This is a genomic window from Arthrobacter sp. B0427-1-12 (assembly GCF_059092905.1).
Genome location: NZ_JBNHIC010000026.1, coordinates 37,061 through 52,210 on the forward strand (window position 1 = coordinate 37,061; position 15,150 = coordinate 52,210).

Sequence of the window (15,150 nt, forward strand, 5' to 3'; positions counted from 1 at the left end):
CGCTGCTGCAGGTTCACATCGCGTCACATTGTTGCGGACCGTCGGGCTCCCTCAGGACACTGGATCCAGGTCATGAGTGCCAGCAAATAAGCCCCGGCTTGCTGGCCGGCAACCCTCCAACCGCGGTGGGGTGCCCCGGGTGAAGACCAGGCGGGTATCACAAGATACGCCGCAAGCGCGGGCCTCACACCCACCTGGCACAGCCAGCTGGATACATGCGGCCCAAAACGGAAAGGGACGCTATGTCCAATAAATGGTCATTCGAAACGCGCCAGATCCACATTGGCCAGGAGCCGGACTCCGCCACGGGGGCGCGGGCCTTGCCGATCTACCAGACCACGTCCTTTGTCTTTCCGAGTGCGGAGAGTGCGGCCAACCGCTTCGCCCTGGCCGAACTGGCGCCGATCTACACCCGCATCGGCAATCCCACGACTGAAGCGGTGGAAACGCGGATCGCGGACCTCGAAGGCGGCGTAGGTGCCCTGCTGCTGTCCTCCGGGCAGGCCGCAGCGTCCTTCGCGATCCTGAACGTCGCCGAAGCGGGCGACCATATCGTGGCCAGCCCCAGCCTCTACGGCGGAACCCAGAACCTGTTCAAGCACACCCTGAAGAAGCTCGGCGTCGAGACGACGTTCGTTTCCGATCCGGACAACCTGGACGAATGGCGGGCTGCGGTCCGCCCGAATACCAAGGCCTTCTTCGGCGAGGTGGTCTCCAACCCGCGGCAGGACGTGCTGGACCTTGAAGGCATCAGCGCAATTGCCCACGAGGCAGGCGTGCCGCTGATCGTGGACAATACCCTGGCCACGCCGTACCTGATCCGGCCGATCGAGTGGGGTGCCGACGTCGTGGTCCATTCGGCGACCAAGTACCTGGGCGGCCACGGCACCTCCATTGCCGGCGTCATCGTCGATTCGGGCCGGTTCAACTACGGTGCCGATCCGGAGAGGTTCCCCGGTTTCAACACCCCGGATGAGAGCTACAACGGCCTGGTCTATGCCCGCGACCTGGGGGAGGGCAGCCCGCTGGGCGCCAACCTGTCCTACATCCTGAAGGCGCGCGTCCAGCTGCTGCGCGACCTGGGATCGGCGGTCTCGCCGTTCAATGCCTTCCTGATTGCCCAGGGCCTGGAAACACTGAGCCTGCGGGTCGAACGGCATGTGTCCAACGCCAAGCAGGTTGCCGAGTGGCTGCAGAAACACGACGCCGTCGAGTCGGTTGCGTATGCCGGCCTGCCTTCCAGCCCGTGGTACGAGCGGGGGCTCAAGTACGGTCCGAAGGGCACCGGCGCGATCGTGTCCTTCAACATCGCCGGCGGCGTGGAGGCCGGCAAGCGGTTCGTGGATGCGCTGGAGCTGCATTCGCATGTGGCTAATGTTGGAGATGTGCGGTCGCTGGTCATCCATCCGGCGTCCACGACCCACAGCCAGCTGACCGAAGCCGAACAGCTTGCCGCGGGAGTCACTCCCGGGCTGGTGCGGCTGGCGGTCGGAATCGAACACATCGACGATATCCTTGCTGATTTGGATGCAGGATTTAGGGCGGCAAAACAAGCGTGACAGCAGTGCAACCACAGGAACGTACAACCGTAGCGAATACCGTGTTCCGCGGCGGACCTGGGACGGAAGCTCCGTCCCGGGTTTTGCCGTATCCGCAGGAGGCGCAGCCGGCGGCTGAGCCGGAACGCACCATTGACCCCGCCGGCCTGCGGCGCGTCCCGGACGGGACGCTCCTGACCGCCTCCATTGGCGAATTCCAGCTGGAGACCGGCGGCTACCTGCCGGAGGTGGAGCTGGCCTATGAAACCTGGGGCACCCTCAACGAGGATGCTTCCAACGCAGTGCTTATCGAGCATGCGCTGACCGGCAGCTCGCACGTGGCTCAGGGCGAGGCGGAGGAGGCCGGCTGGTGGGACGTGCTTGTCGGCCCCGGAAAGACGGTGGATACGGATCGCTACTTCGTGGTCTCGGTCAACATGCTCGGCGGCTGCTACGGCTCCACCGGTCCCGCTTCCGCGGATCCGGAGGGCCGGCCCTGGGGGTCACGCTTCCCGTTCGTGACCATCCGCGATTCCGTGCGGGCGGAGGCCCTGCTGGCCGACCAGCTGGGCATCCCGCGCTGGCGCGCGGTGATCGGAGGGTCGATGGGCGGCGCCCGTGCGCTTGAATGGGGTGTGACCTTCCCGGACCGGGTGGAGCACTGCGGCGTCATCGCCTGCGGCGCGGCCAGCACCGCGGAGCAGATCGCGTTCGCACAGGCTCAGGTCCTGGCCATCCGGCAGGACCGGCACTTCGCCGGCGGCGACTACTACGGCGGCGAGCCGCCGGTGGAGGGGCTGGGCCTGGCCCGCCGCATCGCCCACATCACCTACCGCACGGAAGAGGAGCTGGGCATGCGCTTCGGACGCAATGCCCAGGGCGACGAGGCACCGCTCGGCGCCCAACGCTCGGCCGAGCGTGGCCGCTACGGGGTTGAAAGCTATCTGGACCACCAGGCCAGGAAGCTGGCGCACCGCTTCGATGCGAACAGCTACATCGTGCTCACCGAGGCGCTGATGAGCCATGACGTGACCCGCGGCCGTGGTTCGCTGCAGGAGGCGGTGGCCGGAGCGACCGCGGAATTCTTCATCGCCGCCGTGGCCTCGGACCGGCTCTACTTCCCATCCCAGTCGGAGGAACTGGCTGCCGCCCTGCCCGGCGATGTCCCCGTGCACATCATCGAGGCGCCGATCGGCCATGACGGCTTCCTGACCGAGATCCACCAGCTGGGCGACGAGCTCGAGCGGGCCATGTTCCCCCGCGCCTGAGCAGGTCAGGATCGTTTTTGGCCAGGACCGTCGCCGCCAGGGTGGTAATTGTTGAAGCTTCAACTAGGGTTGTGGAACAATGGACGGCATGACTGAAACCGCATCCTGGCAACCCACCACCATCTGGTCCAAGCCCGAGTCCGAACGTGCCGGCACTCCGCTGCTGGTCATGTTCCACGGCTACGGCGCCAACGAGCAGGACCTCATGGGCATCGCTTCGCAGCTGCCCGAGGAATTCACCGTCGTGTCCGTCCGTGCCCCGCAGCCCATGGGGCCCGGCTTCACCTGGTTCCCCCTGGTCCATGATCCGGAGTTCTCGCTGGAGAAGGTCAAGAAGACGGTCGGCGACGTCTGGCACTGGCTCGACGGCGTCCGCGGCATCCACAGCAGCGTCACACTGCTCGGCTTTTCCATGGGCATGGCCGTGGCCACCAGCCTGCTGCGCCACCGGCCCGGCGACTTTGCCGCCGTTGTCGGCCTTTCCGGCTTTGCCATGGACGCCCAGGGGGACAGCTGGTTCAATGACGCCGCAGTGAAGGAAAACAAGATCCCCGTCTTCTGGGGCCGCGACCAGGAGGACACGGTCATTACGCCGGACAAGGTCGAGTACACGCATAGCTGGCTGACCAGCCATACCAAGCTGACCAAGGTCCTCTACGCAGGCATGTGGCACGGGATCAGCGCCCAGGAACTGGCGCATGTGAAGGAATTCCTGACCCTGACCGTACTGGCTCCGGCAAAGTAGCCCTATCCCGCAGCCTTCGGCGGCCGGCACCTTGTTCGTGCCAGCGCCGGAGGCCGCGGAGTGTCAGTTCCACGCTGTCAGTCGGGCGGAGCGTCAGTCGTGCGCCGGTACGATGCGTACTGTCGTTCCGGCGACCGTAACAGTGTCCCCGAGGTGCAGTTTGCGCCCCCGGCGGGCCTCCACCTCGCCGTTTACTTGCACATTCCCACTTTCGATGTATTCTTTGGCTTCAATGCCGTCTTCCGCCAGATTGGCCAGCTTGAGAAGCTGACCCAAGCGGATCACCTCGTCGCGGATGGGGATGTCCTCAATGCCAGATTCATTCATAAAGCCATGATGCCTGAATCCACCCGGGTCGCCGAAGGACAGGCCGCGCGGCAGGTCAGGCAGATCCCGGCCGCGGTCGGGATCTGCCTGGCGGTGCTGACCGGCCTGCTGATGCCGCTGCAGGCGAGGATCAACAGCGCATTATCGGATCGCACCGAGGACGGGATCCTTGCTGCCCTGGTGAGTTTCGGCGTGGGACTGATCGTCATGGCCGTGGCCACCGCGGCGGTGCCGGCGGGCCGGAAAGGCCTGGGCGAAATCGGGCCGGCCCTTAGGGCCAGGCGGTTTCCGGCCTGGTACATGGCCGCGGGTGTGTTCGGTGCCTTCTATGTCCTGACCCAAACTCTTACGGTCGGGACCATCGGCGTGGCGCTGTTCACCGTCGCGGTTGTGGCCGGGCGGACGATCAGCGGCCTGCTCATCGACCGGACAGGATTTGGCTCCGCAAGCCCGCGGCCGCTGAATGTGCAGCGTCTGCTGGGCGGCTGGCTCGCCATCATGGCTGTGCTGTGGGCCATCTCCCCGGAGCTCGAGCAGGGCGTGGACCTGACCGTCCTCATGGCCACCATCGTCTTTCCCTTGGTGGCGGGTTTCCTGCTGAGCTTCCAGCAGGCCATGAACGGCAGTGCCGCCGTCGGCTATGGCACCCCGCTGACCGCGACCCTGGTCAATTTCGCGGCCGGCGCGGCGGCGCTCCTGCTGGCATGGCTGGTCAAGCTGGGTATCACCGGGTTCGGTGAATCCCTGCCGGCCGAGCCGTGGTACTACGTCGGCGGCGCCCTGGGTTGCCTCTTCGTGGGCCTGGCTACTGTGCTGGTCCGCCACATCGGGGTCCTGCTGATGGGACTGGGCCTGGTCTCCGGACAGCTGTTCGGGTCGCTGCTGATGGATCTGCTGTTCCCCGTGGAGAATGCGCATGTCGACTTCGCATCGGTCGCCGGCGCCGTGGCGACCCTTGCCGCTGTCGTCATCGCCGTCCTGCCCTGGCACCCGCGGCGCCACGGCAGGAACGGCAAGCGGAAGCAAAGAAGAGAGCAGGTCGGGCGTTCCGTTTTCTAGGCCGGACTTTGTTCCGGCGGTCCGGCAGGTAGGCTTGCCCTAAGCGGACCGCACCCAGCGGCCTTGTATTTCTTTGGAGTCACCACTATGGCAGCAGCTAAATCCAATCTGGACCCGATCATCTCTCTCGCGAAGCGCCGCGGCTTCGTCTTCCAGGCCGGTGAGATCTACGGTGGTTCGCGTTCCGCTTGGGATTACGGGCCGCTGGGCGTGGAGCTGAAGGAAAACGTCAAGCGCCAGTGGTGGCAGTCCATGGTCCGCGGCCGCGAGGACGTAGTAGGCCTGGACTCGTCCGTGATCCTGCCCCGCCAGGTGTGGGAAGCCTCCGGCCACGTCGAGGTCTTCAGCGACCCGCTGGTCGAGTGCCTCAGCTGCCACAAGCGCTTCCGTGCGGACCACCTCGAGGAGGAATACGAGGAGAAGAAAGGCCGCGCCGCCGAGAACGGCCTGGCCGATATCGCCTGCGCCAACTGCGGCACCAAGGGCCAGTGGACCGAACCGCAGGAATTCTCCGGCCTGCTGCGGACCTATCTGGGCCCGGTGGCCAACGAGGAAGGCCTGCACTACCTCCGCCCCGAGACCGCCCAGGGCATCTTCGTGAACTTCAACAACGTGCTGACCACCTCCCGCAAGAAGCCGCCGTTCGGCATCGGCCAGATCGGCAAATCCTTCCGCAACGAGATCACACCCGGAAACTTCATCTTCCGCACCCGTGAGTTCGAGCAGATGGAAATGGAGTACTTCGTCGAGCCCGGCACCGACGAAGAGTGGCACAAGTACTGGATCGATACCCGCCTGAAGTGGTACACGGATCTGGGCATCAAGCCGGAAAACCTGCGCCTGTTCGAGCACCCCCTGGACAAGCTGAGCCACTATTCCAAGGGCACCACGGACATCGAATACCGCTTCGGGTTCCAAGGCTCCGAATGGGGCGAGCTGGAGGGCATCGCCAACCGGACGGACTTCGACCTGACCACGCATGCCAAGCACTCGGGCACCGACCTGAGCTACTTCAATCAGGCGACCGACGAGCGCTACGTTCCGTACGTCATCGAACCGGCCGCCGGCCTCACTCGCTCTTTCATGGCGTTCCTTGTTGATGCCTACGCCGAGGACGAAGCCCCCAATACCAAGGGCGGCGTGGACAAGCGCACCGTGCTCAAGCTTGACCCGCGGCTGGCTCCGGTCAAGGCCGCGGTGCTGCCGCTGAGCCGGAACGAGGCCCTCTCGCCGAAGGCCAAGGACCTGGGCGCACAGCTGCGCCGGAACTGGAACATCGATTTCGACGATGCTGGCGCGATCGGCCGCCGCTACCGCCGCCAGGACGAAATCGGCACCCCGTTCTGCATCACGGTGGACTTCGACACCCTTGAGGACCAGGCCGTCACGATCCGTGAGCGGGACACCATGGCGCAGGAACGTGTGGGCCTGGACAAGGTAGAGGGGTACCTTGCCGCGAAGCTCATCGGCGCCTAGCAGCATGACGAATGTGACGTACCGGCCGTGGCGTGAAGGCGACGACCTGGCGCTGCTGGAAATCTGGGGCGATGCCGAGCGCTCCGCCGATGACCGGGCCCTGTTCCGCGAAGCATCCGACAATCCCTTCGTCCGCACCATCGTGGCGGAGGATTCGGGCATTCCGGTGGCGGCCGGCGTCGTCAGCGAAGCCAGCGTCCACCCGGAGCGGCTCTGGGCATACGTCGAGGTGGCCAAGGACCACCGGAACTTTGGCATCGGCTCCACACTGCTGACCATGCTTCGCCATGAGCTCGAGGGGGCCCGCGAGTCCAGGCCCGGGTTGGTGACCAAATTGCGGAGCAAGGTCATACCCGGTTCCGATGGCGCGCACTTTGCCGCGAGCGTCGGGCTGCAGCCGATCCAGCGGTCCCGGATCGTCCGGGTGGAACCCGGCGCCCTGCAGGTCAGCGGGCTGACTGAGGAAAGCGAGGCACAGGTTGAAGATCTGGCCACCGGTTCCGTCGAGCTGACGCGCGCCCTGTGGGACTTCTACCGTGCAGTGCACCAGTGGGATCCGCCGGCGGAGCTGGGGCTGGGCAAGGTCAACCAGTTGTTCCTCGGCGAAGCGGCAGGGGCCCATGGCGCTGTTGTGCTGCGCATCGGCGGCAGTATCCAGGCGTTTGCCATTAGCTACGAGCGGCATTCCCAGGAGGCCCCGGCCGACGTGCTCTTCGGCTATGCCCCGGAGGCAGCGGATGTGCGCTCCTCCATCGCGAAGCTGCTGGCGCTTCTGGTGCACCAGTACCCGGTGGAGATCGAACTGGATGACTCGATGACGGAACTTGTGGCGGTGGTGGAGCCTCTGCTTGAGGCAGGGACGGCGTCCGTCATACGCGAATCCCTGGTGGTCAGCGACTGAGAGTACCGCCCCCGTGGTTGAGGGAGGCCCGCCAGGGCCGAGTTGAAACCCGGGGATCTCCTGCCGGCGGCGATCTACCGGAGAAACCGCCGCCCGGCGGGAAACCGGACCACGGAGAACCATGCTCCGGAAACGCGGCGCGACGAACCACCCCCGCCGTTCTGACCGGGGAGCATCACGTATCGGCCTTCGGAGAGCGGACCGTCACGGTCCACCTCGAAACAGCCTCATCCGGGTTTAGTTGTGGCTCCTGCTGTGATAACAATCACCGGCGGTCCTGATTCCCCGTGATTCGGCCGTCCTGTGGCCTTGCTGCGCTGTCAGGTGCCGCGGCAGTGTCTAGTCTTATGAAGGGCATTGACATCAGGGCGTCGACCCAAAGACGAAGGGCGGATTCGTGGGCCACAGCCATTCCCATGCCGTAGAAGAGGCCACGCAAACACCGGCCATGATCGCTGCCCGGCGCCGGGCCAACCTGTTGCTGACGGCCATCCTGGTGCCGGTAGCGGTGCTGACACTGGTGGGGTTGGTGCTGCTGTGGCCTTCGGGCGACCGCAGCGGCGTGACCATCGCAGACCCGTATGCCACGGCTGAGGGCGTGACCTTCGATACCGGCCAGGTGCAGCGGGTAGGCATCGAGGACTGTCCATCGTCGGTTGCCACCGTCGCTGCCGGCGGACAGTCACAGCAATGCCAGGTCGCTTTCACCATGCCAGATGCAGGCGGTTCGGTGATTCCGGTTGAGGTGACGCCGGAGATCGCCCAGGTCAACGCCGTCGAAGCCGGCGACACGATCCGCTACCTCAACCTCGAGCAGGTCATTCAAGGCAACGCCGCCTCCCTGTATGTGTTCGTTGATTTTGTCCGCACTGCCCCGATCGCCCTGCTCGCGGTGTTGTACGCCGTCGTCGTTGTTGCCGTTGCCCGCTGGCGCGGCCTGCGGGCGATGATCGGACTGCTCGGCGCCTACGTCGTCATGGCCCAGTTCATGCTGCCCGGGCTGGTGGAAGGTAAACCGCCGCTGCTGCTGGGGCTGGTGGGTTCGGCCGTGATCATGTTCGGTGTGCTCTACTTCGCCCATGGCTTTTCCTCGCGGACCTCGACGGCGCTGCTGGGCACGCTCTTCGGACTGGGAGTGACGGCGCTGCTCGGCGCGTGGGCCACGGACGCAGCGTTCCTGACCGGCGTGGGAGACGACAATTCCTACCAGCTCATCAATGCCTCCGACAGTATCTCCATCTCCGGCATCATCATGTGCGGGCTGATCATCTCCGGACTCGGTGTACTCAATGACGTGACCATCACCCAGTCCTCGGCGGTCTGGGAACTGTATGAACTCGCGCCCAACACCACCGCCCGGCGCTTGTTCTCCGGCGCCATGCGCATCGGGCGCGACCACATCGCCTCCACGGTCTACACCATCGCGTTTGCCTACGCCGGCGCCGCCCTGCCGGTGCTGCTGCTCGTGTCCCTGTACGAGCGCCCGCTGATCGACACGCTCACCAGCGGTGAACTCGCCGAGGAAATCGTGCGCACCTTGGTCGGTTCGGTCGGGCTGGTCCTCGCCATTCCCATGACGACGGCGGTGGCCGTCCTGGTGGTCAAAGCGGTGGGCTCGCGCAACCTGGTAAGGGTGGCGCCGGGAACCGCCGGTGCACAGGCCATCGAGGAAGTGCTGGGCACCGAAGCGGCAACAGGCACCGAACCGGCGCCGGAAAGCCGCAGGGCGCGCCGGGACCGGGAGAACCAGGAGTGGGAGAACCAGGACCGGGAGAGCCGGGACCCGGAACACCGGTGATGACGAATCATCCACAGGCCAAAAGCTCAATTTGCCTTGTCTTGAGAGAATAGATGGGTGACTGTTACATCCGCTCTTTCTCCCGCCAGGACGACGACGGGGATGCCGCCTGAGACGAGGCTGGAGCTTCCGCCGCTTCAACTGGGGCCGCTGACCATTGACACGCCGGTGATCCTGGCGCCGATGGCCGGCATCACCAACACCGCCTTCCGCCGGCTGTGCCGCGAATACGGCGGTGGTCTGTACGTCTCCGAAATGGTGACCTCGCGGGCTTTGGTCGAGCGCACGCCGGAATCCATGCGCCTGATCAAGCATGACGAGGACGAGAAGATCCGTTCCGTCCAGCTGTACGGCGTGGACCCGGTCACGGTCGGCGCAGCCGTCCGCATGCTGGTGGAGGAAGACCGCGCGGACCATATCGACCTGAACTTCGGCTGCCCGGTGGCCAAGGTCACCCGCCGCGGCGGCGGGTCCGCCCTGCCGTGGAAGCTGGATCTGTTCACCGCCATCGTCCGGACGGCGGTCAGGGAAGCGGCCAAGGCCAACATCCCGCTGACTATCAAAATGCGCAAGGGGATCGACGACGACCACCTCACGTACCTCGACGCCGGCCGCATCGCCCGCGACAGCGGAGCCGCCGCCGTCGCACTCCACGGCCGGACGACGTCGCAGTTCTACTCAGGCCAGGCCGACTGGGATGCGATCGCGCGCCTGCGCGAGGAACTGCCGGACGTGCCGGTGCTGGGCAACGGGGACATCTGGTCCGCCGAGGACGCCATCCGCATGGTGCAGCAGACCGGCGTCGACGGCGTCGTGATCGGCCGGGGCTGCCAGGGCCGGCCGTGGCTGTTCGGCGACCTGCAGGCCGCCTTCGAAGGCAGTGACCGGCGGTTCCGCCCGGGGTTGGCGAAGGTCGCGGAGACGTTCTACCGGCACGCCGAACTGCTCGTGGACAATTTCGAAGACGAGGGCAAGGCGCTGCGGGACATCCGCAAGCATGTGGCCTGGTATTTCAAGGGCTACACCGTCGGGGGCGAACTGCGCGCCCGGCTCGCCCAGGTTCCCACGCTGGAAGTGCTCCGGGAACTGCTGGACCAGCTGGACCGGGACGCCCCGTATCCGGGCCCGGACGCGGAGGGCCCGCGCGGCCGCGCCGGCAGCGCCAAGCGCGTTGCCCTGCCGGACGGCTGGCTCGAGGAGCGCTGCCTCAACAGCGAGCAGCAGGCCCAGATTTCCGCAGCCGAACTCGACGTGTCAGGTGGCTAAGAGGACATGACCAGCACGCAGTCACCCCAGCCCTCCGGCTATACGGAATTCGACCAGGAGCGCTGGGTCACCGAACCGCCCAAGAGCACCTACCGGACCCACTTCGAACGCGACCGCGCCCGGGTGCTGCATTCGTCTGCGCTCCGCCGGCTCGGAGCCAAGACCCAGGTGGTGTCCCCGGACACGGATGACTTTGTCCGCACCCGCCTCACCCACAGCCTCGAAGTGGCCCAGGTGGGCCGCGAACTGGGCCGGCTCCTGGGCTGCGACCCGGATATCGTGGACGCCGCCTGCTTGTCCCACGACCTGGGCCACCCGCCCTTCGGCCACAACGGCGAAGCCGCGCTCAACGAGCTGGCGCACAGCATCGGCGGCTTTGAAGGCAACGCCCAGACGCTGCGGCTGCTGACCCGGCTGGAGCCCAAGATCATGGCCGTGGACGGCACTCCCGCCGGGCTGAACCTGACCCGCGCCAGCCTGGACGCCGCCTGCAAGTACCCGTGGACGGCGGCCAAGGCGCCGGTCATCCACGGCCACCGCACCAGTAAATTCGGTGCGTATGAGGACGACCTGCCGGTCTTCAACTGGCTGCGCCAGGGCGCGCCGGAGGGCAGGTCCTGCGTCGAAGCGCAGGTCATGGATCTGGCGGACGACATTTCCTATTCCGTGCACGACGTCGAGGACGCCATCGTCGCCGGCCATTTCCAGCTGCGCTGGATGGAGCATCCGGACCACCGCAGCCGTGTCATCGGCTACACCCAGCAGTGGTACCTGCCGCACAGCGATGCGGCAGCCGTGGAGGCGGCCTTGGCCCGCCTGGAAGCCACCGCAGTGTGGGTCCCGGAGCACGACGGGAGCCGCCGGTCGATGGCCGCGCTGAAGGACATGACCAGCCAGCTGATTGGTCGCTTCTGCCAGAGCGCGCTGGAAACCACCCGCCACATTTACGGGCCGGATCCGCTGACGCGGTACCGCGCCGAGGTGGTGGTGCCGGAGGAGACGGTCATGGAGATTGCGGTGATGAAGGGCCTGGCCACTACCTTCGTGATGACCAGCGACCTCCGCCAGCCGCTGTACGAGCGGCAGCGCCAGCTCCTCGGGGAGCTCGTGAACCAGTTGGCGGCTACGGGGGACCGGCACCTGGAGCCCACCTTCGCGGCGGACTGGCGGGATGCGGACGACGACGGTGCCCGCCTCCGCGTGGTCATCGACCAGGTCGCCTCGCTCACCGATGCCTCCGCCATAGCAATGCACGGCCGGGTGGCCGGGACCGCCCGGGCGCTGTGGTGACGGGGATGACGCTGTGCAGATGGAGATGACGCTGTGGCTGGCCTGATCAAGCGGGAGGACATCGACGAGGTCCGCCAGCGCACTGACATCAAGGAGATCGTCGACGGTTACGTGACCCTGAAGTCCGCCGGTATCGGCTCCTTCAAGGGCCTGTGCCCGTTCCACGATGAGCGTTCGCCGTCCTTCCACGTCCGCCCGCAGATGGGCTTCTACCACTGCTTCGGCTGCGGTGAGAGCGGTGACGTCATCTCCTTTGTGCAGAAGATGGACCACACCTCCTTCAGCGAAACGGTGGAGAAGCTGGCCGCCCGCATCGGCTTCGAACTCCACTACGAGGACGGCGGCAGCGGGCCGCGGCGCGAGGATGTCGGCAAGCGTCAGCGCCTGCTGGACGCGCACAAGATCGCCGCCGAGTATTTCCGCGACCAGCTGATGACCCCTGGCGCGGTGAAGGGGCAGCAGTTCCTGGACGCCCGCGGTTTCGGCCCCTCCGCGGCTGCACATTTCGGCGTCGGCTTCGCCCCGCAGGGCTGGGACGGACTGCTCAAGCACCTGCGCGGCCGCGGCTTCCGCGACGACGAACTCAGGAACACGGGCATGTTCTCCGAGGGCCAGCGCGGCATCTACGACCGCTTCCGCGGACGCCTCATCTGGCCCATCCGGGACATCACCGGTGACACGGTCGGCTTCGGCGCGCGCAAGCTCTTCGAGGACGATCCCGGCCCCAAATACCTCAACACCCCGGAGACCACGCTCTACAAGAAGTCTCAGGTCCTCTACGGGATTGACCTGGCCAAGCGGGACATCGCCAAGGGGCGCCAACTGGTTGTCGTCGAAGGCTATACCGACGTCATGGCCTGCCACCTGGCCGGCATTACGACGGCGGTGGCCACCTGCGGCACTGCCTTCGGTACCGACCACGTCAAGATCGCCCGCCGGCTGTTGTCCGACGACGGCACCGGCGGAGAGGTCATCTTCACCTTCGACGGCGATGAAGCGGGGCAGAAGGCTGCGCTGCGGGCATTCCAGGAGGACCAGCGGTTCATCGCCCAGACTTTCGTTGCGGTCGAACCCACCGGCGCGGACCCGTGCGACCTGCGGCAGACCAGGGGCGACGATGCCGTCCGCGAGCTCATCGCCTCGCGCCGCCCGCTCTTTGAATTCGCGATCAAGGCGACGCTGAAGAAGTACGACCTGGACACGGTCGAGGGCCGGGTCCAGGCGCTGCGCGCCTCCGCGCCGGTGGTCGCGCAGATCCGCGACTCGGCCATGCGCCCGGCCTACAGCAGGGAACTGGCGGGCTGGCTGGGGATGGACGTCGACGACGTCACGCGCGCCGTCGCGGCTGCGACCAAGCGTGCGCACGCCACGGAAGGGCATGGCAGGGACGCGCACGCCAAGGCCGGACATTCCCGGGATCCGCATTCCAAGGGCGCGCACGACGGCGACGCCCGGCGAGAGCGGCAGGACCACCGGAACCATGGCCGGCAGGAACACCATGAATCACGCGCCCGCGACGCACACGGCCACGAAGCGCACCAAAGCGAGCCGGCGCCGTCGTTCGCCCGGCCGGATCCGCGCGACCCGATGGCACGGATGGAGCGGGAGGCGCTGGAAGTCGTGCTGCAGCAGCCGGGCCTGCTCACCGCCGACCGGTGGGACAGCTTCCGGACCGCAGCATTCACCGTGCCGCTCTATGCGATGGTGCACCGGGCCATCCTGTCGGCCGGGGCTGCCGGGGCAACGCCGGCGCAGTGGGTCGAGCACGTCCGGCAGGCAGTGCCGGAGGACCTGCGGTCCATCGTCAGCGAACTGGCCGTGACGCCGCTGCCCGCGCGGGACGCCGACGCCCTGTTCCTGTACTGCAGGGACATCCTTGACCGGCTGTCCGAACTGCAGATCACCCATCTGAAGTCGGAGAAGCTGGGGCAGCTTCAGCGCCTGGACCCGGCGGCGGACCCGGCCCTGTTCCAGCAGCTCAACCGCGAGCTGATGGAACTGGAAATGCAGCGGCGGGCGCTGCGCCGCGCGGAGTGAGCCTAGCCGGGACCAGCGCTGACTCGGCAGTGCCGCTCGGCCGATTTTGTACGGCGCTGGACCTTCTAGTAAGCTTGTATCCGTTGCTTTCCCCCGTAGCTCAATTGGCAGAGCATTCGACTGTTAATCGAAGGGTTACTGGTTCGAGTCCAGTCGGGGGAGCGAAAAGGCCTTCGACCTGCGGAAACCCCGTGGGGAGAAGGCCTTGGTTTTGCCGCCGGGTCCGTCCCTCATCACTGAAAAGGACGGAATCCGGCGGAATGTGGTGAATGACGGATCTTCCTGTAAAGTTGATTCGTTGCTTTCCCCCGTAGCTCAATTGGCAGAGCATTCGACTGTTAATCGAAGGGTTACTGGTTCGAGTCCAGTCGGGGGAGCGAAATGAGCCCCGGTCCAGCGTCAACCGCTGGACCGGGGCTTTCCTGTTTGTCCGGGCGGGCTGCCCGGCCCCTTGGCCGCGCCTCTAGGGACGCGGGTAGGCCTCGCTGAACCGGTACAGGCCCCAGGTGTGGCCCACGTAGGGGACTTCCACCAGCCCGTGGGTCCTGGGAATGTCCGGCCCGTAGATCCGGGGCAGGTGCTCTTCCACGAAACTGCGGCCCCGTTCCAGCCGGTTCAGCCCCTGGGAATCGGCGGCGCAGGAGGTGTCCAGGTCGGCGTCGCGGACGGTGTCTGCCGTGCCGAGCAGGTACATGACCCGCTTGGCCGCCAGTTGCTGGCGGTGCTCCTCCCGGGTCGAGGCCTGCATGTAGGAATTCGCCTTGTTCAGGCCGTACTTGTAATCGTTGTAGCTTCCGGAGCACTGCGCATACGGGTAGGGCCGGTTGCTGTCCAGGTACAGGTAGGACCCGGCGTTCGCCGGAACCACAAGGTCCACGTTCCGGGCCTTGCTGCCCGAGGCCCAGCGGGACGTGAACTGCCCTCCGGCGCTGTGGCCTGTGACGACCACCCGTTCCAGGTTCGGATACGTGTCGTCATCGAGCAGGGCCAGCAGCCGGTCAACCACCGCGAAGGAGGATATGCCGCTGGGGTCGAGCGAATTGTCGCTGTGCTTCCAGCCGTCGTCATCCCAGTGCATCTGGCCGTCCGGGAGGTCCTCCGGTGCCAGGAAATGCGGCGCGATCACCAGCGTCGACCGGATGGAGCCGTGCAGGCTGGCCGCTGCTTCGGTCAAACTGGCATAGGACCGTGCGTTCCGTCCGTTCCCGTGGACGACGATGACGGCCGTGCGCACCGCTGAGTTCGGTTCGCCGATGACGCCGTTGCCGGCATAGGCCAGCGGAACGGGGCCGATGAGATCGGTGGTCCGTTCCACGGTCTGGGTAGTCAGCGGCGTGTCAGGCGGCGCCGCCTGGGCCGGAACTGCAGGTGGAACAGCCAGCAGCAAGGCCAGCGCCAGGGCCGCCGTGCACAGGGCAGCGACGATCCGGGGGTATCCGGGCATA

12 protein-coding genes, 2 tRNA genes and 1 riboswitch are annotated in these 15,150 nt (G+C 66.4%); of the genes, 12 read left to right on the forward strand and 2 right to left on the reverse strand.

Annotated elements, in window-relative coordinates:
* The first annotated feature begins 68 nt into the window (after positions 1-68).
* Positions 69-184: riboswitch (SAM riboswitch) on the forward strand.
* Positions 185-242: 58 nt separating this feature from the next.
* The 3 genes from AC5RWU_RS15415 (at position 243) to AC5RWU_RS15425 (ending at position 3,551) form a co-directional block, all read left to right on the forward strand.
* The gene (locus AC5RWU_RS15415) at positions 243-1,559 is read left to right on the forward strand and encodes a bifunctional o-acetylhomoserine/o-acetylserine sulfhydrylase (RefSeq protein WP_494028828.1); all 1,317 of its coding nucleotides are present in this window, start codon (positions 243-245) and stop codon (positions 1,557-1,559) included.
* A gap of 146 nt (positions 1,560-1,705) precedes the next feature.
* Positions 1,706-2,806, forward strand: coding sequence for a homoserine O-acetyltransferase MetX (gene metX, locus AC5RWU_RS15420; protein WP_494028905.1), 1,101 nt, complete (start codon positions 1,706-1,708; stop codon positions 2,804-2,806).
* Between the two features lie 88 nt (positions 2,807-2,894).
* A complete protein-coding gene (locus AC5RWU_RS15425) occupies positions 2,895-3,551 on the forward strand; it encodes an alpha/beta hydrolase (RefSeq protein ID WP_494028827.1) in 657 nt (218 codons plus the stop codon).
* Positions 3,552-3,644: 93 nt separating this feature from the next.
* Here the strand turns inward: AC5RWU_RS15425 and AC5RWU_RS15430 are convergent, their stop codons facing one another.
* Positions 3,645-3,878 (reverse strand): RNA-binding S4 domain-containing protein, encoded by a 234-nt coding sequence (locus AC5RWU_RS15430; protein WP_494028826.1) that lies wholly within the window; start codon positions 3,876-3,878, stop codon positions 3,645-3,647.
* Between the two features lie 6 nt (positions 3,879-3,884).
* Here AC5RWU_RS15430 and AC5RWU_RS15435 point away from each other — a divergent pair, with 6 nt between their 5' ends.
* From AC5RWU_RS15435 to AC5RWU_RS15475, 9 genes are all read left to right on the forward strand, one after another.
* Entirely contained in the window at positions 3,885-4,937 is a 1,053-nt protein-coding gene (locus AC5RWU_RS15435; protein WP_494037057.1) for a DMT family transporter, read from the forward strand.
* Between the two features lie 87 nt (positions 4,938-5,024).
* Entirely contained in the window at positions 5,025-6,413 is a 1,389-nt protein-coding gene (locus tag AC5RWU_RS15440) for a glycine--tRNA ligase (protein ID WP_494028824.1), read from the forward strand.
* 4 nt (positions 6,414-6,417) lie between these two features.
* A complete protein-coding gene (locus tag AC5RWU_RS15445) occupies positions 6,418-7,314 on the forward strand; it encodes a GNAT family N-acetyltransferase (RefSeq protein ID WP_494028823.1) in 897 nt (298 codons plus the stop codon).
* Positions 7,315-7,711: 397 nt separating this feature from the next.
* Positions 7,712-9,112 carry a YibE/F family protein gene (locus AC5RWU_RS15450; protein WP_494028822.1) on the forward strand — a complete coding sequence of 467 codons (1,401 nt, stop codon included), beginning with the start codon at positions 7,712-7,714 and terminating at the stop codon, positions 9,110-9,112.
* 102 nt (positions 9,113-9,214) lie between these two features.
* Positions 9,215-10,378, forward strand: a complete 1,164-nt coding sequence (gene dusB, locus AC5RWU_RS15455) for a tRNA dihydrouridine synthase DusB (protein ID WP_494028904.1) — start codon at positions 9,215-9,217, stop codon at positions 10,376-10,378.
* A gap of 6 nt (positions 10,379-10,384) precedes the next feature.
* The gene (locus AC5RWU_RS15460) at positions 10,385-11,668 is read left to right on the forward strand and encodes a deoxyguanosinetriphosphate triphosphohydrolase (protein WP_494028821.1); all 1,284 of its coding nucleotides are present in this window, start codon (positions 10,385-10,387) and stop codon (positions 11,666-11,668) included.
* Between the two features lie 33 nt (positions 11,669-11,701).
* Positions 11,702-13,705, forward strand: a complete 2,004-nt coding sequence (gene dnaG / locus AC5RWU_RS15465; RefSeq protein WP_494028820.1) for a DNA primase — start codon at positions 11,702-11,704, stop codon at positions 13,703-13,705.
* 89 nt (positions 13,706-13,794) lie between these two features.
* A tRNA-Asn gene (locus AC5RWU_RS15470) sits at positions 13,795-13,867 on the forward strand.
* A gap of 142 nt (positions 13,868-14,009) precedes the next feature.
* Positions 14,010-14,082, forward strand: a tRNA-Asn gene (locus AC5RWU_RS15475).
* Between the two features lie 86 nt (positions 14,083-14,168).
* Here the strand turns inward: AC5RWU_RS15475 and AC5RWU_RS15480 are convergent.
* Positions 14,169-15,149 carry a hypothetical protein gene (locus AC5RWU_RS15480; protein WP_494028819.1) on the reverse strand — a complete coding sequence of 327 codons (981 nt, stop codon included), beginning with the start codon at positions 15,147-15,149 and terminating at the stop codon, positions 14,169-14,171.
* Position 15,150: the final 1 nt, after the last annotated feature.

Bases quoted from the DNA above. Each gene is read 5' to 3' on its own strand.
- AC5RWU_RS15440 (WP_494028824.1), top strand. From the start codon at position 5,025: ATGGCAGCAGCTAAATCCAATCTGGACCCGATCATCTCTCTCGCGAAG.
- AC5RWU_RS15435 (WP_494037057.1), top strand. From the start codon at position 3,885: ATGATGCCTGAATCCACCCGGGTCGCCGAAGGACAGGCCGCGCGGCAG.
- dusB (WP_494028904.1), top strand. From the start codon at position 9,215: ATGCCGCCTGAGACGAGGCTGGAGCTTCCGCCGCTTCAACTGGGGCCG.
- AC5RWU_RS15480 (WP_494028819.1), bottom strand. From the start codon at position 15,149: ATGCCCGGATACCCCCGGATCGTCGCTGCCCTGTGCACGGCGGCCCTG.
- AC5RWU_RS15430 (WP_494028826.1), bottom strand. From the start codon at position 3,878: ATGAATGAATCTGGCATTGAGGACATCCCCATCCGCGACGAGGTGATC.
- AC5RWU_RS15445 (WP_494028823.1), top strand. From the start codon at position 6,418: ATGACGAATGTGACGTACCGGCCGTGGCGTGAAGGCGACGACCTGGCG.
- AC5RWU_RS15425 (WP_494028827.1), top strand. From the start codon at position 2,895: ATGACTGAAACCGCATCCTGGCAACCCACCACCATCTGGTCCAAGCCC.
- AC5RWU_RS15415 (WP_494028828.1), top strand. From the start codon at position 243: ATGTCCAATAAATGGTCATTCGAAACGCGCCAGATCCACATTGGCCAG.
- AC5RWU_RS15460 (WP_494028821.1), top strand. From the start codon at position 10,385: ATGACCAGCACGCAGTCACCCCAGCCCTCCGGCTATACGGAATTCGAC.